Annotated in this window: 21 protein-coding genes and 1 pseudogene; 3 read left to right on the top strand and 19 right to left on the bottom strand. The window is 30.4% G+C overall.

Annotated elements, in window-relative coordinates; all coding sequences use genetic code 11:
* Window positions 1-55: 55 nt before the first annotated feature.
* Complete coding sequence (locus BQ9840_RS11190; RefSeq protein ID WP_077369866.1) at window positions 56-1,381, top strand: zinc ribbon domain-containing protein; 1,326 nt, start codon at window positions 56-58, stop codon at window positions 1,379-1,381.
* Between the two features lie 19 nt (window positions 1,382-1,400).
* Window positions 1,401-1,763, top strand: a complete 363-nt coding sequence (locus BQ9840_RS11185) for a zinc ribbon domain-containing protein (protein WP_077369865.1) — start codon at window positions 1,401-1,403, stop codon at window positions 1,761-1,763.
* 252 nt (window positions 1,764-2,015) lie between these two features.
* Here BQ9840_RS11185 and BQ9840_RS11180 read toward each other — a convergent pair whose 3' ends face one another.
* From BQ9840_RS11180 to BQ9840_RS12625, 17 genes and pseudogenes are all read right to left on the bottom strand, one after another.
* Complete coding sequence (locus BQ9840_RS11180; RefSeq protein ID WP_077369864.1) at window positions 2,016-2,381, bottom strand: hypothetical protein; 366 nt, start codon at window positions 2,379-2,381, stop codon at window positions 2,016-2,018.
* Between the two features lie 12 nt (window positions 2,382-2,393).
* Complete coding sequence (locus BQ9840_RS11175) at window positions 2,394-4,256, bottom strand: site-specific DNA-methyltransferase (RefSeq protein ID WP_077369863.1); 1,863 nt, start codon at window positions 4,254-4,256, stop codon at window positions 2,394-2,396.
* Between the two features lies 1 nt (window position 4,257).
* Window positions 4,258-5,001, bottom strand: coding sequence for a DUF4391 domain-containing protein (locus tag BQ9840_RS11170; protein WP_077369862.1), 744 nt, complete (start codon window positions 4,999-5,001; stop codon window positions 4,258-4,260).
* A gap of 5 nt (window positions 5,002-5,006) precedes the next feature.
* Complete coding sequence (locus BQ9840_RS11165; RefSeq protein ID WP_077369861.1) at window positions 5,007-8,174, bottom strand: helicase-related protein; 3,168 nt, start codon at window positions 8,172-8,174, stop codon at window positions 5,007-5,009.
* A gap of 272 nt (window positions 8,175-8,446) precedes the next feature.
* Window positions 8,447-8,800 carry a type II toxin-antitoxin system RnlB family antitoxin gene (locus tag BQ9840_RS11160; protein WP_077369860.1) on the bottom strand — a complete coding sequence of 118 codons (354 nt, stop codon included), beginning with the start codon at window positions 8,798-8,800 and terminating at the stop codon, window positions 8,447-8,449.
* The gene (locus tag BQ9840_RS11155; protein WP_077369859.1) at window positions 8,801-9,199 is read right to left on the bottom strand and encodes a GntR family transcriptional regulator; all 399 of its coding nucleotides are present in this window, start codon (window positions 9,197-9,199) and stop codon (window positions 8,801-8,803) included.
* Between the two features lie 324 nt (window positions 9,200-9,523).
* Window positions 9,524-10,597 (bottom strand): annotated as a pseudogene (locus BQ9840_RS13125) (type IIL restriction-modification enzyme MmeI).
* A gap of 363 nt (window positions 10,598-10,960) precedes the next feature.
* Window positions 10,961-11,191, bottom strand: a complete 231-nt coding sequence (locus tag BQ9840_RS11140) for a hypothetical protein (RefSeq protein WP_077369856.1) — start codon at window positions 11,189-11,191, stop codon at window positions 10,961-10,963.
* A gap of 144 nt (window positions 11,192-11,335) precedes the next feature.
* Window positions 11,336-11,497, bottom strand: coding sequence for a hypothetical protein (locus BQ9840_RS12635; RefSeq protein ID WP_159436165.1), 162 nt, complete (start codon window positions 11,495-11,497; stop codon window positions 11,336-11,338).
* Between the two features lie 180 nt (window positions 11,498-11,677).
* The gene (locus tag BQ9840_RS11135) at window positions 11,678-12,652 is read right to left on the bottom strand and encodes a C-terminal binding protein (RefSeq protein WP_077369855.1); all 975 of its coding nucleotides are present in this window, start codon (window positions 12,650-12,652) and stop codon (window positions 11,678-11,680) included.
* Window positions 12,653-12,721: 69 nt separating this feature from the next.
* A complete protein-coding gene (locus tag BQ9840_RS11130) occupies window positions 12,722-13,891 on the bottom strand; it encodes a pyridoxal phosphate-dependent aminotransferase (RefSeq protein ID WP_077369854.1) in 1,170 nt (389 codons plus the stop codon).
* 25 nt (window positions 13,892-13,916) lie between these two features.
* The gene (locus tag BQ9840_RS11125; RefSeq protein ID WP_077369853.1) at window positions 13,917-15,182 is read right to left on the bottom strand and encodes a TRAP transporter large permease; all 1,266 of its coding nucleotides are present in this window, start codon (window positions 15,180-15,182) and stop codon (window positions 13,917-13,919) included.
* Window positions 15,183-15,185: 3 nt separating this feature from the next.
* The gene (locus BQ9840_RS11120) at window positions 15,186-15,662 is read right to left on the bottom strand and encodes a TRAP transporter small permease (RefSeq protein ID WP_077369852.1); all 477 of its coding nucleotides are present in this window, start codon (window positions 15,660-15,662) and stop codon (window positions 15,186-15,188) included.
* A 17-nt stretch (window positions 15,663-15,679) separates the two neighbouring features.
* On the bottom strand, window positions 15,680-16,702 hold the full coding sequence (locus BQ9840_RS11115) for a TRAP transporter substrate-binding protein (protein ID WP_077369851.1): 1,023 nt from the start codon (window positions 16,700-16,702) through the stop codon (window positions 15,680-15,682).
* A 561-nt stretch (window positions 16,703-17,263) separates the two neighbouring features.
* Window positions 17,264-17,929 carry a GntR family transcriptional regulator gene (locus tag BQ9840_RS11110; RefSeq protein WP_077369850.1) on the bottom strand — a complete coding sequence of 222 codons (666 nt, stop codon included), beginning with the start codon at window positions 17,927-17,929 and terminating at the stop codon, window positions 17,264-17,266.
* Between the two features lie 237 nt (window positions 17,930-18,166).
* Window positions 18,167-18,316, bottom strand: a complete 150-nt coding sequence (locus tag BQ9840_RS12630) for a hypothetical protein (RefSeq protein WP_159436164.1) — start codon at window positions 18,314-18,316, stop codon at window positions 18,167-18,169.
* Window positions 18,285-18,422: a hypothetical protein gene (locus BQ9840_RS12625; RefSeq protein WP_159436163.1), complete on the bottom strand. Its 138-nt coding sequence runs from the start codon at window positions 18,420-18,422 to the stop codon at window positions 18,285-18,287. The genes BQ9840_RS12630 and BQ9840_RS12625 overlap by 32 nt, the downstream gene beginning before the upstream one ends.
* Window positions 18,423-18,535: 113 nt before the next feature.
* Between BQ9840_RS12625 and BQ9840_RS11105 the strand changes: the two genes are divergently transcribed.
* Entirely contained in the window at window positions 18,536-19,921 is a 1,386-nt protein-coding gene (locus BQ9840_RS11105; protein ID WP_077369849.1) for an MATE family efflux transporter, read from the top strand.
* Between the two features lie 82 nt (window positions 19,922-20,003).
* Here BQ9840_RS11105 and tnpB read toward each other — a convergent pair whose 3' ends face one another.
* Window positions 20,004-20,114, bottom strand: a complete 111-nt coding sequence (gene tnpB, locus BQ9840_RS13120) for an IS66 family insertion sequence element accessory protein TnpB (RefSeq protein ID WP_077370167.1) — start codon at window positions 20,112-20,114, stop codon at window positions 20,004-20,006.
* A gap of 43 nt (window positions 20,115-20,157) precedes the next feature.
* Window positions 20,158-20,589 (bottom strand): histidine kinase dimerization/phospho-acceptor domain-containing protein, encoded by a 432-nt coding sequence (locus BQ9840_RS11095; protein WP_255371049.1) that lies wholly within the window; start codon window positions 20,587-20,589, stop codon window positions 20,158-20,160.
* Window positions 20,590-20,658 lie beyond the last annotated feature (69 nt).

Below are 20,658 nucleotides of genomic sequence, written 5' to 3'. Positions count from 1 at the left end.
AATATGGAGATGGCCTAAGAGCGTGATTAGGAACAACAATGAAAGGAGTGTCGAAATGGCAAAGAAGAAAAAAAATAATATCCCCCTGCCTATCCTCATTCTGATTTGCGCCGCGCTGGTGTTTGCCATGTACAGTAGCCTCAGTACGCTGGCACTGGCGATATGGGGCGACAGCGTTATGGGCACGGTGGACAGCTACGAATCTAGACTGGATGACACGAATGCGGAGCCAAATCGCTCACGAACCGTTTCCAAGGGATATTGGTTCATAGCAAATGGCAAGGAATACCGGGGTTATGTGATCTATAGCAGCGACGAGGCATGGCCGAGCTTAGATGAGGGCGAAACACGCTCCGAGCGCATACGATACCTTGACCTTTTCCCCTACGTCAACAAGCCCGCCATGCTGAGCGAATTTGATGAGATGGGTGAATTCGCGATTATTTATCATATCCTGGCCCCTATCGGTCATCTACTTTTGCTGCTACTTGTCATACGAACAGCCAGAGCTGGGAAAAAGAAAAAAAAAGAGGCGAGGAAACCAGATACGCCTCAAATAATCCAAATAAGGAGTGATATAAATATGTTTTGTCATAACTGCGGAAACAAGCTGCCAGAGGGCGCTGCTTTCTGTGGGGGCTGCGGTGCGAAAATCCAGGCCAGTGCCCCTAAGGTCTGCACTGCCTGTGGCATGGAACTGCCAGACGGTGTTGAATTTTGCATCGGCTGTGGTAAAGCTGTGAGCCGGACAGGGCCGGAAGCGGAGATACCGACCCAAGGGACACCTTCCCCAACCATACAGGGAGGCACGGGGCTGGTGGGTTTCTCCGACAGGTGTCATTCGCCGGAGATACTGGCCGCCGCGGAGAAAAACAAAAAATTCTCCATAGGCTGTATGTGGATATTGGTTTTCGTACCCCTCATGGGCTTTCCCGTCGCAGGTCTGCTGATGGACGACTTCCCCTTTGGAGAAGCTCTTGTTATCGGCGTTGGCATTGCTCTTATCATGCTGGTCGTTAATTTACTGGCGCTGCAAAGGACCAAGAAGCCTATGTGGGAAGGCGTGGTGGTCAATAAGTACAGCAAGGAGAAAAGTGAGCATAGGGGCGGCGAGGACGACAACTGGCGAACCTATACGGAATACACCACGGTCATAAACACCGACGCAGGCAAGAAAAAGACCATCGTGGAAAAGGACAGCGGACGGCATATGTACGATTATCTATCAGTTGGTGACAGGGTACGTTTTCATCCAAAGTTCGGTACGTATGAAAAATATGATAAGTCGAAAGACCGTATCATCTACTGCAACATATGCTCCATGATGAATCCCATACAGAATGATCGCTGCAAGCGGTGTAATAATCTGCTGTTCAAATAAAAAAGGAGGGAGATTTTTAATGAAAAAATTCAATACATTGCTAGAGGCGGTGGAATTCGCCGTAACACGCTGTAATAGCTGGAGTTTTGCCACTTCCAATGATAACTACGACGTAAAAGGCTTGCTGGTGCTTGCCGAGACAAGCGACAGTGAAAATCCTATGGACGAGGACAGCTTTTATGTGGTATCCCCCGCCGGAGCCATCGGTTTATGCGAGGATGGCGAGGATATATACTGGCTGTTTCTGACAGGCTCCAGTACAGATGAGGATTTACCCACCACACTTCAGACTGCTTCGCAAATTAAATTTTGCTCTAAATGTGGAAAGGAAATAATTCTAGGCGCTGGCTTTTGTGGAGCCTGCGGCGCAAAACTTAATTAGAAACATGGAAGAACCCTTATATACCAGAATAAGGAAATGAATAGATTCTTGTATATGGGTATGTCAACCTTTTTATGACATATTTTTACTCAATAATAAAATATTCTTCTCAAACCCTTGCTACTTGATATTTATGTTAGGTAAAAAACAAACCTAACATAAATATCAAGTGTTAATTTTCTTTCTTTAATTAAATAGAAATACTAACTTCTCTAATCATGCACTGCTCACAGTAATTAGATCCTAATTACTCTAAGCAATGCATGAATTATTTTTAATAAAAGTTTCTGAAACCCTTGATTTAAAAGCATTTATTGCACCCATCACTATTATGACACGTCCCCCCGTTTCCATTTCAATACTGAAATCTAAATCATCTAGTTTTTCAGATTGCTTAAGGCCATTTCTAAGCTGTATGTTTCGTACATTTTCTAATATATCTTCTTTTGATATAACTAATTTATTGCTAACTCCTTCGTCAAAAGCCTTAATCATCTGTTGCCCATAGTTCTCTACTGTGAAGACTCCATTTTCAATTGGTTGTCCTTCAAATATATCTACTATGGAATTTATAGCTTCTAACTGAAAATCTAGTTTGTGGTCAAATTGTATTCTCAACTAATTCACCTCCTATATACTAACTACTTCCTCTATTCCATTATCATTTAGACTTAATATAGCATTGAGTTTTATTTCATCATTTTTAAATCCTGTATCTTTAAATACTACCATTGGATTTGGCATTTTGTTTTCTTCATTTAATTTTAGTATTTCTTCTACTACATCTTTGTCTATATGATTGTCTAAACATATATAAAGGGCACCAAAACCTATATTATAAATAATCTTGCCATTTACTTCATGTTCTTCTATTGGAGCAGTTAAATCTATACCATATTTTAATATTATTTCATACAGTATATCTTCTTCACTTCTATTTGGCACAAGATTATTGATTAATTCCTCCATAGTAAAGTCTTTTTCCATATACTCTGAGTTCCATTCTTTTATATTTGAACTATCTAGTTTAAAAGATTTAAATCCTATGTCTAAATTCTCTATGTCTTCTTTGTCTTTATTGTCTTCTAATATTTTCTCCCCTGCTCGTCTTATTCTTTCTCGACCTATGTCTGCAATAGTTTTATATCCTGCTTTATATGCTTCAGATTTTTCATCTGTAGGCTCTGGAAGTTGTACCATTATAAATTTACGATTTCCACCATCTTCTGCGTTTAGGTCCATGACTGCGTGGGCGGTAGTGGAGGATCCTGAGAAGAAGTCTAGGATGATAAAATCATTATCATTTAATGAATTAATTATCCTTTTTATATATTCTTTTGGCTTTGGATAATCAAAAATGTTGTCTATCCCCAACTCTTGTAAATCTCTCTTGCTATTTTGATTCATATATTTATTATCAATAGCAAAAATAGATGATAATGGATCATGCATAGTACTTAAATTTTTCTTATATCTTTTAAATATAAAGCCACGTTCATTATCACCATGTTCTTTTTTAAATTTAATTCTTCCACTTTTTATATATTCATCCATAGTTTGTCTATTAAACGCCCAATATCTTCCTTTCGGTGGAAAATCTATTTTTCCTGTGTATGGATTCTTAATTTCAAAATATGTAGTAGCACCACCGCTTTTTGCACTTGGATCTGCACTACACCAATCACCATTGATATCATTATCTGGATTAGAATAGCCTTTAAAATCTTTCTCAGAACCAACAAACATAGTTTTCTCTTTATGCTTAGAATATAAAAGTAAATTTTCATGTTGGGTGTTTAAACCGTTACCATCGTCTCCAACCATACTCTTTGTTTTTCTAATAATCTCGCCCACAAAATTATCCTCCCCAAACACCTCATCACAAATCTTCCTCAAGTTATGAACCTCATTATCATCTATAGATATAAATATTACTCCATCATCTGTAAGCAGATTTCTTGCAAGCCTAAGTCTAGGGTACATCATGTTTAACCAGTCTGTGTGGTATCTTCCGTTTGTCTCTGTATTGGTAGAGAGTTTATGTCCTTCTTCATCTACTTGTTCTGTAAATTCTAGATAGTTTTTCATATTATCTCTATAGTTATCCTTATATACAAAGTCCTTTCCTGTATTATAAGGTGGGTCTATGTATATCATCTTTATTTTCCCATGATAGGATTTTTGAAGTAGTTTAAGTACTTCTAGATTATCTCCTTCTATATATAGGTTTTCTGTTTCATCCCAGTTCTTACTATTATCTTTATCAGGTCTTAATGTTCCTGTAGTTGGAGTTTGAGATAGTCTTATGGCATCTCTTTTACCATTCCAATTAAAACTATATCTTTCTTCACTTTCTTCTATATCTTCTCCAAGGATTAATTGTAGCTTTTCAAAGTCAATTTTATCCTCTGTAAATACTTCTGGAAATATTTCTTTTAATCTTTTTATATTTTCCCTTTCTATATTCATGCTTTCACCATTTATCTTTTCCATACTATACCTCCTTAAGTTCTTCAAATAATTTGGCTCTTTTTTTCTCTTCTTTTTTGAGTTTCAAATTTAAATCCACTCTTCTGCCTATATCCACTTCTCCTATTATTTTATTTCTATAGGATAATATATTTCTATCTATTTTAGTAAGCAGATTATAGCTTTCTTGAAGTATTTCCAAAGACTGTTTTGAAATAGCTTCATAGTTATCTACTTCCCTTGAAAGTTCCAATGCATAAGTCTTTTTGTATAAGTCTTTATAGTATTCATATAGATTGGTATTGTTTAGATACATTATAGATATTAAATAATCTTCTACATTTTTAAAACTATAAATATCTTTTAATACTAAAATATCCTCTATAATATTATTTGCTCCAACTTGCTTGTCCAGTCTTTTCTCACAAAGAGACAAACTTATAATTTTATCATATTTTAAAAATAGTATTACTGGATATTGAATCATCTTATTTATTATTTCTGATATTTCTTCTTCCTTACCTTCTTTTATTAGATTTATTTCTAGTATAGCAATCTCAAAATATTGTATATTATCGTCTTCATATTCTGGTATATTAACGATATTCGGCTTTATCATAGTTACTAGATTTATATAGTCTACATTTTTCTTTATTAAATTTTTCTGATGCTGTTTCAGGTTTTCATTTTCATAGAAAAACTTTTTAAATATCTTTTGATTTAATACATATTCATCTTTTATATTAAAGACTTCCATTATCTTTTCCATTTTGTCTACTCCAATATTAAATATGATATAGTTTCAAAGGAATCTATATCTTTATTTTCTATACCTATACTTGTTCCACCCGGTCTAAACAAAGACATTATCCCATCTTCTTCCTTCTCTCCTAGAATACTTTCTATGGATTTTTCAAGGAGTCTTCTATACTTGTCCATGTTTTTATAATTGTTTGTTTCTTTTTTAAATCTATTTTCCAGCTCCATATCTACTTTTATATTTTCTTTTCCTATTTTTTTAAGTATGTCTAGTATGTTTTTAGTGTGAGTATAGCTATATTTTATTTCTTCCTCATCTGTTATGTATATTAAATAATATGGATGAAATGGATTATAATTTTCTGCCTTTACATCTTCATCTACTTGTTTTAGTACAAATATTACTCCTTTTTTGTATTCATTTTTTAAACTTTCTGGTATTTTAGCTATAGCATATAGTCCTGTGAAAAATTCCTCTTTATATTTTTCTAGGTATTTTTCTAAATCCATTTTAAAATCATTAAAGGTTAAATCGGTTATAGATATCCCACCTGATATTTCTTCCAAATCTACTACTTCTGTTTTAAGTTTTAAAAGTTGTTTTTTCCTGTATTTTAAATCATTCATTTCTTTTTTGCTTAAATCTAGGACATTTTCTTCTCCAGTTGAAGATACATCTGATAGAACCATTCTACTTTTTACTCTATTTTCTAGGTTTATATATTCATCTAGCTCCATATTTGGCCAAAAATTCACTAATTGTATTTCATCATTCTTTGAACCAATTCTATCTATTCTACCAAATCTTTGAATTATTCTAACTGGATTCCAATGTATATCGTAATTTATTAGATAATCGCAATCTTGAAGGTTTTGTCCTTCTGATATACAGTCTGTAGCTATTAGGATATCTATTTCTTCGGTAAACCCTTTCTTTCTCTCTTTTGAAATAGGAGAAAAATGAGTTAATACTGTATTTATATCTTTAGTATTTACATCTTTCATGGTTGTCTTATTTTGCCCTGAACCCTTTATAAGAGCTGAATTTATATTATATTTATCTTTGAACTCTTGAGCCAAATTTTCATATAAATAGTCTGCTGTATCAGCAAAGGCTGTAAAAATAATAAGCTTTTTATTATCTTCATTTATTGGATTTTCTATTTTATATTTTATTAATTTTTTAAGTTCATATAGTTTTTCATCTCTTTCAGGTCTTATAACTGCTGTTGCCTTTAGGATCTTTTCCAACTGTTTCTTGTCATCTTCCAGTTCTGATTTCCATTTTCTAAGATCCATGTCCTTCAAATTGATTTCTATCTTTTCTCCTACTGTTACCATATCTAAATCTTCATCATCTAGTTCTTCGTCTATTTCTACTTCCTTGATTTTCTCATTTTGTGAGTTATCAATTTTATCTATCATACAATCTATTTTCTTTAAAATATTTGCCAGTGTAATCCCAAATGAATGAATGGAACTTTCCATTCTCTTAAGCATATTTACCCTCATAAGTCCTATGATGCTCTGTTCTCTATCTGTCTGCTTAAATATGGATTTTCCGTCTTTGACTTCAGTATCATATTTCTCACTATATACATCTCTTTTAGATGGTAATACATATTTTAATGGGCTGTAGATAGCAAAATTTAAATTTTTAATAATCTTATTTATATCTTCTAATTTAGGGTATTCACCTTTTAAATCTATATCAGAATAAATATTTTTAGGCTTTAGTCTTTCAGGGAATTTTCCAATTTCATTAAGCCCATAATATTTTTCTATATGTTTTCTAGATCTAGCTATGGTTATGGCATCTAGTAATTTAAAATAATCATTATTTACTTCAGATATAAATCTGTACGTGGTTCTTTCCCCATCTGGTAGATCCGACCAAATATTAAATTTAGTTTGTGCTATCCTTAAAGTTTGTTCTATACTTTTGATACCAGCACTTTTAAAGGCACTGTCATCTCCCTCTGTAATAAAAGCTATTTGATTTTTTAAATCGTTCATTTTAGTATTTACTGGTGTAGCTGAAAGCATTAATACTTTTGTTTTCACTCCTGCTTTTATTACTTCCTCCATCATTCTACTATATCTAGTTACTTTTTCTTTGCTAGTATTATTGTTTCTAAAGTTATGAGATTCATCTATCACTACTAAATCATAGTTTCCCCAATTAATATTCTCAAGATTTATATCTCCTGAATATCCTGTATATCTACTTAAATCTGTATGATTTAATACATCATAATTAAATCTATCATCTACAAAAGGATTTCTATCATCATTTAATGTGTATATTGTCCAGTTTTCTCTAAGCTTCTTTGGAGCTAAAACAAGTACTCTATCATTTCTAAGTTCATAATATTTAATTACAGATAGTGCTGTAAATGTCTTTCCAAGGCCTACTGAATCTGCTAATATACATCCATTGTATTTTTCCAACTTTTCTATAATACCTCTTGCACCATCTTCTTGAAACTTATAAAGTGTATTCCAAATTTTAGTTTGTTCTATTCCAGTTTGTTTATTAAATGCTCCATCTTTTAAACCAGCTAACTCATCTGTAAATATACTATATAGCATTATAAAATATATATAGTCTGGAGATTTAGCCTCAATTAATTCATCTAATATTGAGATAAACTCATCTTTTATACTTTTCAATCTATTATCTTTAATACTATTTATGTATCCAATAATATTGTTGTTTTCATTCTTTGAATGATTTATATATGTATTTAAATAAAAGTCCTCTGTTGGCACTATTCCTAAACCATCCAAAGTAAAATTTATATTTCCCATAATGGTTGAAATTTCTCTTTCATTTTCAATTTTTATAATCCCATTGTTCATTATACTAATATCTTTTGAAATGAGAATATTAATATTATCCTGAAGTATGTTTTTGATTTCCATGGCTATATGTCTTTGATTCAATTTATTTCTATGATGTCTTTCATATTTTCCACCTAAAATTTCTAGTTTGTTCCATTCTGGATTAGAAATTATTGCATCAACTTTTTTACTCTCCGATAATTCTCGCTTTAATTCGTTAAACGCATATATGGAATAATTCATTGAAATTATATCTATTATTGAATTATTCTTGATATCCTTCATTATGTAATTATATGTAGTTTCTTTTCCTTTGTTATTTAGATACATAGTCTCCATAATGTCCTCCTGTCCAATTCTTTAAATATACCAAGACCAGATTTAGGATTTAATTATTAATTTACATAATTTTCATATATTTTATTATATCATAACCTAATTTTATATACATGTTTAAATGCTAAAATAGACAATAATTCGAAGCTCCTTATTAGAAAGTTTCCTGAACCCGCTCGTGTCAAGGTAATGACACGAAAAAAAGCACCTGATTAAAATAATTAAGTGCTTTTTCTTATTACATTATTTATATTTATAAAAATACTTTAATTCCACTAATTTAGCTTGCTTTTCAAGAAGTTTATTTGAGGAATAGTTAAAATAGAGTTGTTTAGGCTAATTGGTTCGTGTCGTATTATTTCATTTGCTTTTTCTAATATAAGTGGATTAACATCTACGTATCTATAGTCACTAATATTAATAGTTCCATCATTATTTAATGTTGTAGCAATAAACCTATAACCATTCATACCAGAACACAATGCAGTATCAACTAACAATTCCTTACTATCAAAAGAGGATATTCTAACAGATTTTAGACAATCAGAAATTTTAGTTTCATAATCTAATAAAGTAATTATCATACTAAAATTATCAATGTCTAGATTATTAATTAAATATTTTCTCATTTATATATCCTCCTCATATATATTCTTTATCAAATTTATTAAATTATCTAAAGATAAAGAACTAGTTTTTGAGATTTTAATCATTTTTTTAGCTAATTCTTCAATCTCAGCATAGTTTTCTTCTTTAAACAATTCTACATTTCTCGCAGATACAAAACTTCCCTTGCCATGAACAGTTTCTATAAAACCCTCTTTTTGTAAATCTTCATAAGCTCTTTGAACAGTTATGACTGCAACTTTCAGATTCCTTGCTAAAGATCTCATAGATGGAAGTGAATCTCCAGTTTGCAGTTCATTGTCTATAATTTTCTTTTTTATTTGATTTTCTATCTGTTCATAAATAGGCTCATTAGAATCTGTATTTATAATTATGTTGATTAAACTCCCTCCTTGATCCATAGTTTATCTATTACAGTGTACTTATGTGTACTTATTTTATCATAAGGAAAATCAAATTACAATCCCCGGAATTATATATCTAACATTGAATTTAAAAGTTGATCGTTTTATTACACATAGTTTCAATCCAAATAAAAGAATACCTCTTTTAAGATAGCATTAAAAAGTATAAGAATATCTTTTTCAAGGGGTGTGCATAGAGTAGTGTTTCCTAAAAAAGGCAATAAAAAAAGACCTCAATTTTAGGGTCAGCAGTAATTATATGTCCTATAATGGCTTGAAATAGCCGTATTCTGTTTTGTTAAATTGTATCATTTACTGTAGTTACATTTCTAAAAACCTTAATGATGCTAATTTCCGTTGAAAATTCTTAAGTTCTTTAACCGTACTTTTGGATCTTTCAAATTCATCATATAATTCATCTAAAAATAAAGGCTCTAATACCTTCATAATATTTTCTTCAGATGTGTAATGAGCTCCTAGGTTCCTTCTCTGCTCTTGGTCCATTACTCCTTGGAATATAGCACCAAATATAGCTGGATTTATTTCTGACCAATTAAACATACAACATTCTAATAAAAGATTTCTCATATTTTGATTAAATGAAGCTAATGGTAAATCCTCTTTAAACAAATTACCATTTATATATCTAAATCTTTTTAATTCTGGGGATAAATTATTCATTCTTTTTTCTAATGGTGTATTTAATACATTAAATAATGCCATTAAACGCATAGCTAAATCAGAACCATCTTTTTCTGAAACTTAAACATAGTTTCTAAAGCTATACTTTTCAAAAATACCTGTATCTTCAGCAAATAAACAAAATAATAGTCTAACTAAATATATTTCTAAACTATGACCATCATATCCATTTTCTTTTAAAATATCATGTAGTTCAGCCATTTTATATGAAGCATCTGTATTTAGTTCTATCTCTGTTTTTTCTTTATATGTTGTATCGTATCCTGCTAAAATACCAAATATCCTAATATGTTTTTTTATTTGGCTTACTTTAAAAGGTTTATACCTATGATCTTTTTCTAAATTATATACCTGCATTTTGTCAAAGTCTGAAACTACTACTAATACAGGTACTTCCTCTGGTTTTAAAGAGTGAACATAGCCCATAGCTTGTGTATATGCTTTGGCTAAAGATTGTCCCTTGGACTTCATTTCAATTAGAATTTCCCCTGGCATAAAATAGTCAATATATCCTATAGATCCATCTTTCAAAGTTATTGGATGTTCATGAAATCCATCTTTCCAGTCAACTTCAAATATATTCATAAAATCTTTTTCAAAAGTTTGAGCTTCTTGTCTCTCATTACCATCACAGTTTTTCCAATACTTTTGAAATTTGACTGCTCTATCTTCAATTTTACTCCAACTTAACATAACTAACTCCCCTAGCTTAGTATTACTTGTTAAAAATATCATTTCCATATATTAACTTTTAATACGTAACTATTGGGAATTGTGCATTATTGCCATTCTATTTTATCAAGGGAGCTATTGCAAAGATTAAAGATAGGTTTTACCGTTTCAAGCTACTACTTAATTGGTAATGATTACATAAGTAATTCTCTTTCTTACTTTGAACCTTATTCTGATTCTTTTCAGAAAAGAGAATTCAAAAAGTCTTGAAACCTCTGTTTGTAAAGGTTTCAAGACTTTTATTTAATAAAAAGTGCCAGAAAAAAAAGGTAAAACTAACCGTACCCAAAGTGTAAACCATTAGGGGTTCAGACCAAACTGCCCCTACTGTTCGTGCTGTAATACAAGACCATGTATACAATTATCATATATAAAACTATCAATTTTACTATAATCATTAGTATTATAAAATTCACTAAGTTTTACATTAAATTCCCTCATATATTTTTCTGGAATACTCAAAATTCCTTTTCCCTCACTAATTAAAATCTTATTAGCACATAATGTACTTGTTCGCTTGTTACCATCCCAAAATAACTGACTTCTCATTCCCATTTCTTAAAACTCCCCATTTTAGGCTTTCATTTCTTGAAACAAAATAATTAATTTTACATATAAAATCAAGATTAAAAAGTTTTTCTATATTGCCAATTAAGTATTTCTAAGCATCTCTTAAGTTTAATATTACTTCCACATCGCTCATTTTATTTGAAGCATAATTCCAAATAATACTATGAAGGTAATTGTAGAATTTTTTACTAAAAACTTTACTCTTTTATCTTTTAAACTATTGATTTTTTCTCCAATATCGTATACCTTATTAATATAAGTGAGCATTTGTTTTAAATAACTTTTGTTCATTTTATCAGCATCCTTTTTGTTGGTTTCTCATCAAAACTATTATAAAAAGGATGCTTTTATTTTGCAATCATTTATTTTTTTAGATGCGAAATCTCTGGCAAGATATATTCCTGTTTGAAAAAGAGAATGATGAGCATTAGCTCACCATTCTCTTTTTTATATAGGTTGGTCATGTTATGTCTATTTATTAACTCTATTTTCTGGTTCTTCTCCATTTAAAACTCTAATTACTTCTTCGCATGCTCTTCTTCTTAATTCTTGCAATGAATCACTTGTAAAGAATGCAGCATGTGGTGTTACAATCAAATTATCAAGTTCAAATAATTTATGATCAGGAGTAAGTGGTTCTGTTTCAGTAACATCTAAAGCTGCTCCAGCTATTAACTTACTCTTTAATGCTTCATATAAATCATCTTCTTTAATCAAAGGACCTCTTCCAGTATTTACAACATAAGCTGTTGGTTTCATCTTTTTAAATACATTAATATTAAATTGATGTCTAGTTTCAGGTGTTAATGGTGTATTAATTGTCATAATATCTGATTCTTTTACAGCTGTATCGAAATCAACTAATTCTACACCCATTTCCTCAGCAACTTTAGGATCTACATATGGGTCAACTGCAATTATTCTAAATCCAAATGGTTTTGCTTTTTTTGCAACTAATCTTGCAATTCTTCCAAATCCGAAAATTCCTAATGTTAATAATGATAACCTTCTCATTTCAGGGAAACCAGTAACTGTGTGAATACTTTGTATATCCCATTTTCCTTCTCTAGTATGTTGATCATAAGTGTTAATATGTCTTAATAAATTAAGCATTAAAGTTACAGTAAAATCTGAAACCTCATCTATACAATAATCAGGAATATTGCAAACCGCAATTTCTTTTTCTTTTGCTGCCTTTGTATCTATAGCATCATATCCAATACCTTGTCTTACAATGACTTTACAATTTTTTAAAGAATCAATTATTTCTTTGGTAATTGGTTTATCTGCTGTTATAATAGCATCTGCATCGACAACTTCCTTCAAAAATGTTTCTTGATCATCATTTGGTACAAACACTAAATCAAATCCTGTTCCTTCTATTAAACTTTTTTCATAAGTTGGATCATCTACTAGTACACTACTTAAGACAATTTTTTTGGCCATGTATATTACCTCCTAATTATTTTTAAATCTATTGGATATCACTTTACTATATTTCATTCAAAATCAAATTTATAATTTTCCTAAAGCTTCTTTTACTTTATCGCAAGCTTCAACAATTTCATCAAAGGAACGGCAATATGCTAATCTAATATGTCCTTTTCCATAGTCTCCAAATGATGTCCCAGGAACTCCTACAACCCCTGCTTCCTCCATCAAATAATTACAAAAATCTGCTTCGCTCATTCCGAAGGCTGTAATATCTGGGAATGCATAAAAAGCACCTTTTGGTTTTATCATTTTTATTCCATCAATTTTGGTAAAAGCATCGTATAGATAATCTCCTCTTCTTTTGAATTCCTTTACCATATTATCTATAAATTCATCACCATATTTGAAAGCTTCCACAGCTCCCCATTGGGCAAACGCTGTAACACAAGTTGAGAAATTTTGATGAACTTTATTTAAATATTTAATTGCATTTGAAGGCCCAAGAACATATCCAACCCTCCAACCTGTCATAGAAAATGATTTTGAAGTAGATTTTACAACTAAAGTTCTTTCTCTCATACCTTCTAAAGTTGAAATAGAAACATGTTCTTGTCCATAAATAAATTCATCATAACATTCATCTGAAAGAACTATTAAATCATTTTCTTTTGCTATAGTTGCAATCTTCTCTAAATTTTCTTTATTCAAAACATATCCTGCTGGGTTATTAGGTGAATTAATCAATATCATTCTTGTATTTTTAGTTATTCTTTTTTCTATTTCTTCTATTTTTAGTTCCCAATTATCAGCCATAAGTACAGGTACTTCTACTAATTTTACACCTGCTATAATAGCTTGTTCTCTATAAGCTGAAAAGAAAGGACTAGGACAAATGATTTCTTCCCCAGGATTCATCATACTCAACATAATTACACCTATTGCTTCTGCTGCTCCACACATTACGCTAATTTCTGTTTCATAATCATATTTAAGTCCAAAACGTCTTTCTTCCTTTTCACAAATTGCTCTTCTCAAAGGCTCAATACCATTAACATCAGTATAATGAACTTGTCCTTTATCTAAAGCTTTTTTAACTGCTTCTTTAGCGAAATCTGGAGAATCATAATCTGGTCTTCCTATTTCCATGTGTATAATTCTTTTTCCTTGTCTTTCTAATTTATTAGCTTTCCCAAAAATCTCATATAATCCCCCAAAAGGAATTGCTTCTAATCTTTTGTTACATGATATCATTTTATATTCCTCCCATTTTTTTAATTTAAACTAATAGCATAGATAATTGTGGAATAAATGTTGTTAATAATAGTACTGCTATGATAACGCCAATGGTTGGCCAAATATATTTAATAATATCTTCCATAGGAATCTTTCCTACTGCTGAGGCAATGAAAAGGTTTGCTCCGTATGGAGGTGTAATAAATCCAATAGCTAAATTCATTGTCATAATAATACCAAAATGAATTGGATTAACACCTAACTCTAGCATAACTGGTAAAAATATAGGTGCTAAAATAGTACAGCTTGAGATATTATCAATGAACATACCAACTATTAATAGAAATACATTTATTAATAACAAAATAACTATTTTACTATTTGAGAAATTAATCAATGCACTAGCAACAGTTCCAGGAACTTGTTCCATAGTTAATAAAGTTCCAAAACCTGAGGATAAACCAATCATAAATGATGTTGCACCAGCTATAACAACTGTATCTTTTAAACAATCAAATAGTTCTTGTTTCCCAATTTCTTTATATACAAAAGTTCCAATAATAAATGTATATACACATGAAATAGCTGCTGCCTCTGTTGGTGTAAAATATCCACTATATATACCACCAAGAATTATAAGAGGACTTAATAATGCCCAAAAAGCATCCTTTATTGCTTTTAAAACTGATTTGAATGTAGGTCTATTACCTTTTCCTGCCCATCCATTTTTCTTAGCAATTTTATAATTTAGAACCATCAAAGCAACACCCATCAACAAACCAGGAATAATTCCAGCTAGGAAAAGATCTCCAATAGATGTTCCTGTTACAACACCATAAATAACAAATGGTATTGATGGTGGAATAACAACACCAATAGTTCCAGCTGCGGCTGTTAATGCTGCTGCATATCCTCCATCATATCCTTCTTCTTTCATAGCTGGTATCATAAAAGATCCAACTGCTGATACTGTAGCTGGTCCCGAACCAGAAATAGCAGCAAAAAACATACATGTTAATGTTGTTACCATTCCAAGTCCACCAGTTATAAAACCAATTATTTCATCAGCTAGATTTAATAATCTTTTTGAAACTCCACCATATCTCATAAAGTTTCCTGCTAGCATAAAAAATGGAATTGCCATTAATGTAAATGAATCCAAAGCTGTAAAAGAATTTTGTGCAATCATAACAGGATCTATATTAGTTGCAAATAATACAGTAATTAAAGTAGCTACCCCAAGGGAAATACCAATTGGCATACTAATAGTTACAAATACAGCTAATAATACGAATAATAGAATAATCATGGTCTACACCTCCAAATTTTTAATCTCATGATAAAGCTTTTGTAATAACCTAAATGTCATGAGACCACAACCAAAAGTAACGGAAGCATAAGCATATCCTATTGGCATTTGCATAGCAGGAGATACTTGTCCTCTACTAAATAATATATTTACTAATTGACCTGATTTAATAGTCATAAATGCAGCAAATACTGTCCATAATACTACAACAAAAATTTCAAGCTTTGCTTGTCCTTTTTTAGAAAATCTATCTCTAAATGTAGTAATCCTTAAATGTGCATCTTCCTTTACTGCTAAAGCTGCACCTACCCAAATTTGATATAACATTACATAACGAGAAATTTCCTCAGCCCATGAAAATGAAAAATGAAAAAATGTCCTAAGAAAAACTTGTAATGAAATAATAACGACCATAAATATCAATGTTCCAATAAGGAAGTAAGTTTCAAAATTTTTATCTAGCCATTTCAAAAGTTTCAACGTTTTCCCCTCCTATTCTAATCATTATATTTTCTAGCTAACTCTATTAAATCTTTTCCTAACATACCCTCATATTTTTCATATACGGGCTCTGCCTTTTCAATAAATAAATCCTTTTGTTCTGGAGTCAATTCGTTTATATGCATTCCTGCTGCTTCTAATTCTTGAAGGAATTCTTCCTCCATTTCTTGAGTTATTTTTCTTTGATATTCAACCGTTTCTCTAGCACATTCATTTAACAATATATTTAAATCTTCTGGAAGATTTTCAACAAATTCTTTATTGAATAATAAACTCCCTAATGCGTAAAAATGTCCAGTTAAAGATAAATAATCTTGTACTTCATAAAACCTTGAAGAACATATTATTTGTAATGGGTTTTCCTGTGCATCAATAGTATGCTGTTGCAATGCAGTAAATAATTCTGAAAAACTAATAGGAGTAGGATTTGCTCCCCATTCTCTAAAAGATGCCATATGTATAGGATTTTCCATAGTCCTAATGGCAAGTCCATCTAAATCATCTGGACAGGTAATCGGTTTCTTATTATTTGTTATATGCCTATAACCTGTGTCCCCATATCCTAAACTAACAAGATTATGTGGTTCAAGTAATTTGTTTAATTCTTCACCAAGTTCATTATCATATGCCTTATATGCTGCATCACGTGTTTTGAATATAAAAGGTAAATCTCCTACCATAAATTTAGGCTCAAAACCAGATAAAACTGCTGTCCCTGGAAAAGATGCAGTTATAGATCCAAGACTTACTGCTTCTACTGCTTGTCTATCTCCACCTAATTGGCTATTTGGATATACTTGTACATCAAACTTACCTTCTGATCTTTCTTCTAAAATTTCTTCAAAATAAACACATGATAAATGTAAAGGAGATGTTTCATTTGCTACATGAGAAAGTCTAATAACAATAGGTCCCGATGAAGTTGGATTTTTTTTATTATAATCTTCTTTATAAAATATACCTGCTGTTAAAACTGCAATAAATAATAGCAAACAAGGAAATACATACTTTTTCTTCATTTTTAATCCTCCTTATTTTTTAACTCCTAAATACTTAACTCTCAAAAATCATAATTTTTTAAAAATTTCCCCCTTTCCTAATGTATACATATACATGTATTTGTGTACATTATATTTAAATAATTCTAATTTGTCAATCAATTATATGAAGTTTTTGTTACTTTTTTAACTATTTATAATAATAATAAATAGTTATATTTAAATAAAAAAATAGAACTCTTTTCTGGAACACAATTAATTGGTCCAAAAAAGAGTTCTTATATGTAATTTACGAGAAAAATCATAAGAAAAACGATTAATCATTTTAATCTTCAGTTATGTCTAAATAATCTGTATAAATTGCCTGTTTAAAAATTATCATAAAAGAAATGCTATAAATGAAATTTGAATATAATAAGAAATAGATTAATAGACATAAATACAATGGTATGAATAATTCTTCATAAGAAAATTGATATAAGATTAAAATACAAATACAATATTTTAATATATAAAAACATATATATCTAAATATTCACAAACTATTAACAATTAAATAATATTGTTGATTTTCCTAATGCCTTAGATATTTAAACTTTTAATCATACGAATTTTAATATTATCAATATGCTTTTGCATATATTCTTTTGCTTTTTCTGGTTTTTGATCTTCTATACATTTGTATAATTCTTTATGCTCCTCTATAACCTCTAAGAAAAATGTATCTTCTGTTGTAGCATTTAAAAAACGTCTAGAATTCATAATAATAATTGATAATTGTTTTTGCAAATATTCATTTTTACTAATACTAGCTATGTAATTATGTAATTCTGAATCCACATCTAAAAAAACCTTCTTACTCTTAAACTCTCCTCTTAATGCTTCTTCTTGTTTATGTAATAAATATCTTATATTTTTTAAATCTTCTTCTGTTCTCAAAGTTGCTGCTAATTCAATAGAAAGACCTTCTAATAATTTTCTAACACTCAATAGATCGTCAACTTGTTTATGAGTTAATTCTGTTACAAAAGTACCTTTGCCTGGAATAACTACAAGTAATCCTTCGTATACAAGCCGATCAATAGCTGCTCTAATAGGAGTTCTAGATACACCTATCTGTTCAGCTATCTCTTCTTCTTTTATTAGTTGCCCTGGTTTTAATTCAAGATTTACAATAGCATCTTTTAAAATTTCGATTGTCCTTTCAGTTAATGTCCCTTTTGATTTTATCTTAGGTAATTTATTCATATTTACCCTCCTTTTTCGTTTATATAATATCCATTTTATTCAATAATGTCAAGTTTTTTATAGTCTCAAATATCCCCAATTATAACAAATATTCAACAAAGAAAAACCCACGAATAGACCCGTTTCATACGGTAGCCCTTCATGGGTTTTTATCATTTTAAAAAGTTTTACACCAAAGCTTTCATAGCTTAAGTTATGTTAGAATATTATCATACATTCTTATTAATGTCAAAATTTTTAAATCCCTTTTATTATCTTTTCAAAAGCTATTCTTTTATCACTGTTTTCTAAATAAATTATACCACAATATTGAAATCCAGCCTTCTTTAAAAAATTTTGCATAGGTATATTTTCTTTATGAGATTCTACTGCTCTTGGAAATTCCATATAATTTTCCTCCTGTTAATAGTACAATTCCAGCTGATTCCATAGCTTTTTTCATAATTAGTTTCTCCCTCTCCTTTTTATCATGTATTATTATCCATTCTAACATGAAAACAGGAAAAATAATTTACAATTTAATTATAGCAACTCTAAAAAAACTATCTCAACTATTTAAAATTATGATATAATTTTAAATATATCTTAATTTTCGGAGGGACAAATATGGAAAATTTACAAGAATTATTCGCCCCGAAGGATCTTACAGAAGGTCCTCCCTGGAAGCGAATTATAGAGTTTGCAATACCTATGTTAATAGGAAATGTTGCTCAGCAATTATATAATACTGCTGATTCAATTATTGTAGGGAGATATGTTGGTGACAACGCCCTTGCCGCAGTTGGTAGTGCTTCTCCAATATTAAATCTTTTGCTAGTACTATTTGTAGGGATTTCTGTAGGAGCTAGTATAATGGTAGCTCAATATTTTGGAGCTAAAGATCGAGAAAAACTATCCCACACTATTGGTGTCTGTTTATCACTGACAGCTATAGCCTCAATAGCAATTATGATTATTGGACCAATTATTGCTCGTCCATTACTTTCACTTCTTAAGACACCAAAATCTATTATAGATTGGTGCACAGACTATTTAACCATCTTTTTTATTGGAATTGCAGGATTTGCTTATTTTAATATACTATCTGGAGTTTTAAGAGGACTTGGAGATTCAATCTCAGCTCTTATTTTTTTACTGATTTCTACTGCTTTAAATGTAGTACTTGATATTATCTTTGTTGCTAAGTTTAATATGGGCGTTCCTGGAGTTGCATTTGCAACTATTATTGCACAAGGTTTTTCAGCGATTCTATCTATTATAAAATTAATGAAATCTAAAAGCAGTTTTGATTTAAATCTGAAAATGTTGAAACTAAATAAGGAATATTCTCATAGACTAATAAAACTTGGTTTGCCATCAGGATTAACACAAGCTATTTTTTCTCTTGCAATGATTATAGTACAATCATTGACTAATAGTTTCGGTGAAATGGTCATAGCCGCTAACGTAATTATAATGCGTGTAGATGGATTTGCCATGATGCCAAACTTCTCATTTGGTAGTGCAATGACAACATATGCTGGTCAAAATATAGGAGCTAGAAAAATAGATAGAGTAGAAAGAGGTACCAAGGAAGGTACTATGATTGCTGTAGGAATTTCTACTACAATAACCATTTTACTTTTGATTTTTGGTAAATATCTTATGGGTGTTTTTACTGACACTAAAGAATTAGTTGATTTAAGTGTACACATGATGAGAATCCTTGCAGTGGGCTATATTGCAATGGCAATAACACAAAGTCTATCTGGTGTAATGCGTGGTGCTGGTGATACTATGACTCCAATGTGGATTTCACTATTTACAACAGTTCTTGTTCGTGTTCCAATAGCCTATGGTATTGCTTATTTGACTAGAAGTAAAGCATATCCTACAGGAAGGCCTGAATCCATTTTTATTTCTCTACTTATGTCTTGGACGATAGGAGCAATTATAACTATTATTTTCTTTAAGAAAGGTAATTGGCGTAAAAAAGGTTTCATTGATTCATAAAGGGACAGAGGAAAAGGTTCCTCGTCCCCACTATTCTACTATTTTTATTCCTCTAAAATCTTAGCCCGTTCCCTTTCTACTCTTATCTTTTGAAGTAGACCCAAAACCCATTTATATCCCATTCTAATATTTTAATTTTATCTTTCTTTCTATTACAAAAAACAAATAGGCTTCTTGAAAAAGGATCAAAAATGAAAGTTCTTCTTCACTATTTAAAAGGCTGTTTTGATTTACATTTAAAAATATATTGTAAAATTCTTGATATTCATAAGTTGTATCATAATAATTCCTGCAATATTGTAGGTGTTTCCTCCAAATTTAATACTATCTCCTACAGTTTTTCCAATTTCTCTAGCCATATCATTACTTATTATTATTTCTCCATCTTCAGGTAGCCGTCCTTGTTTTAGCCAGGATTTAATAGTGGAAAAAGCATTATCATCCATTTTAAATAATTTAGTCTTTGCTTTAGAGCCAAAACTTTCTTCTAAAACTATAGTATTTGAATTTACTTTAGATAGCTTTAAAAGTACTTCTGTAAAGTTTTTAAGTCTATCTAATTCTAAATACAATTTTTCTAAGTATATATCTGTATTTTCTTTATCTGTTTTAATTAACTCTGCCATAAATCCTATTGAGATTATAGGTGTTTTAAGTTGATGGGCTATATTTGATAAATCTTTCTTTAGATTAGATTTTGCCTTTGTGATTCTTCTTCTAAAGATTTTAAATTTACT

The sequence above is a fragment of the Anaerosalibacter sp. Marseille-P3206 genome, from assembly GCF_900155565.1.
Classification (GTDB): Bacteria; Bacillota; Clostridia; order Tissierellales; family Sporanaerobacteraceae; genus FUHM01.
Note: the sequence above shows the minus strand (reverse complement) of the source record. Positions and strands in the feature narration are given on the sequence as shown.

What these genes read in the sequence shown, in the direction of transcription:
- BQ9840_RS11190 (WP_077369866.1), top strand. Translation starts at nt 56, where the DNA reads ATGGCAAAGAAGAAAAAAAATAATATCCCCCTGCCTATCCTCATTCTG.
- BQ9840_RS11185 (WP_077369865.1), top strand. Translation starts at nt 1,401, where the DNA reads ATGAAAAAATTCAATACATTGCTAGAGGCGGTGGAATTCGCCGTAACA.
- BQ9840_RS11175 (WP_077369863.1), bottom strand. Translation starts at nt 4,256, where the DNA reads ATGGAAAAGATAAATGGTGAAAGCATGAATATAGAAAGGGAAAATATA.
- BQ9840_RS11170 (WP_077369862.1), bottom strand. Translation starts at nt 5,001, where the DNA reads ATGGAAAAGATAATGGAAGTCTTTAATATAAAAGATGAATATGTATTA.
- BQ9840_RS11165 (WP_077369861.1), bottom strand. Translation starts at nt 8,174, where the DNA reads ATGGAGACTATGTATCTAAATAACAAAGGAAAAGAAACTACATATAAT.
- BQ9840_RS11160 (WP_077369860.1), bottom strand. Translation starts at nt 8,800, where the DNA reads ATGAGAAAATATTTAATTAATAATCTAGACATTGATAATTTTAGTATG.
- BQ9840_RS11155 (WP_077369859.1), bottom strand. Translation starts at nt 9,199, where the DNA reads ATGGATCAAGGAGGGAGTTTAATCAACATAATTATAAATACAGATTCT.
- BQ9840_RS11140 (WP_077369856.1), bottom strand. Translation starts at nt 11,191, where the DNA reads ATGGGAATGAGAAGTCAGTTATTTTGGGATGGTAACAAGCGAACAAGT.
- BQ9840_RS12635 (WP_159436165.1), bottom strand. Translation starts at nt 11,497, where the DNA reads ATGAACAAAAGTTATTTAAAACAAATGCTCACTTATATTAATAAGGTA.
- BQ9840_RS11135 (WP_077369855.1), bottom strand. Translation starts at nt 12,652, where the DNA reads ATGGCCAAAAAAATTGTCTTAAGTAGTGTACTAGTAGATGATCCAACT.
- BQ9840_RS11130 (WP_077369854.1), bottom strand. Translation starts at nt 13,891, where the DNA reads ATGATATCATGTAACAAAAGATTAGAAGCAATTCCTTTTGGGGGATTA.
- BQ9840_RS11125 (WP_077369853.1), bottom strand. Translation starts at nt 15,182, where the DNA reads ATGATTATTCTATTATTCGTATTATTAGCTGTATTTGTAACTATTAGT.
- BQ9840_RS11115 (WP_077369851.1), bottom strand. Translation starts at nt 16,702, where the DNA reads ATGAAGAAAAAGTATGTATTTCCTTGTTTGCTATTATTTATTGCAGTT.
- BQ9840_RS11110 (WP_077369850.1), bottom strand. Translation starts at nt 17,929, where the DNA reads ATGAATAAATTACCTAAGATAAAATCAAAAGGGACATTAACTGAAAGG.
- BQ9840_RS12630 (WP_159436164.1), bottom strand. Translation starts at nt 18,316, where the DNA reads ATGGAATTTCCAAGAGCAGTAGAATCTCATAAAGAAAATATACCTATG.
- BQ9840_RS12625 (WP_159436163.1), bottom strand. Translation starts at nt 18,422, where the DNA reads ATGTTAGAATGGATAATAATACATGATAAAAAGGAGAGGGAGAAACTA.
- BQ9840_RS11105 (WP_077369849.1), top strand. Translation starts at nt 18,536, where the DNA reads ATGGAAAATTTACAAGAATTATTCGCCCCGAAGGATCTTACAGAAGGT.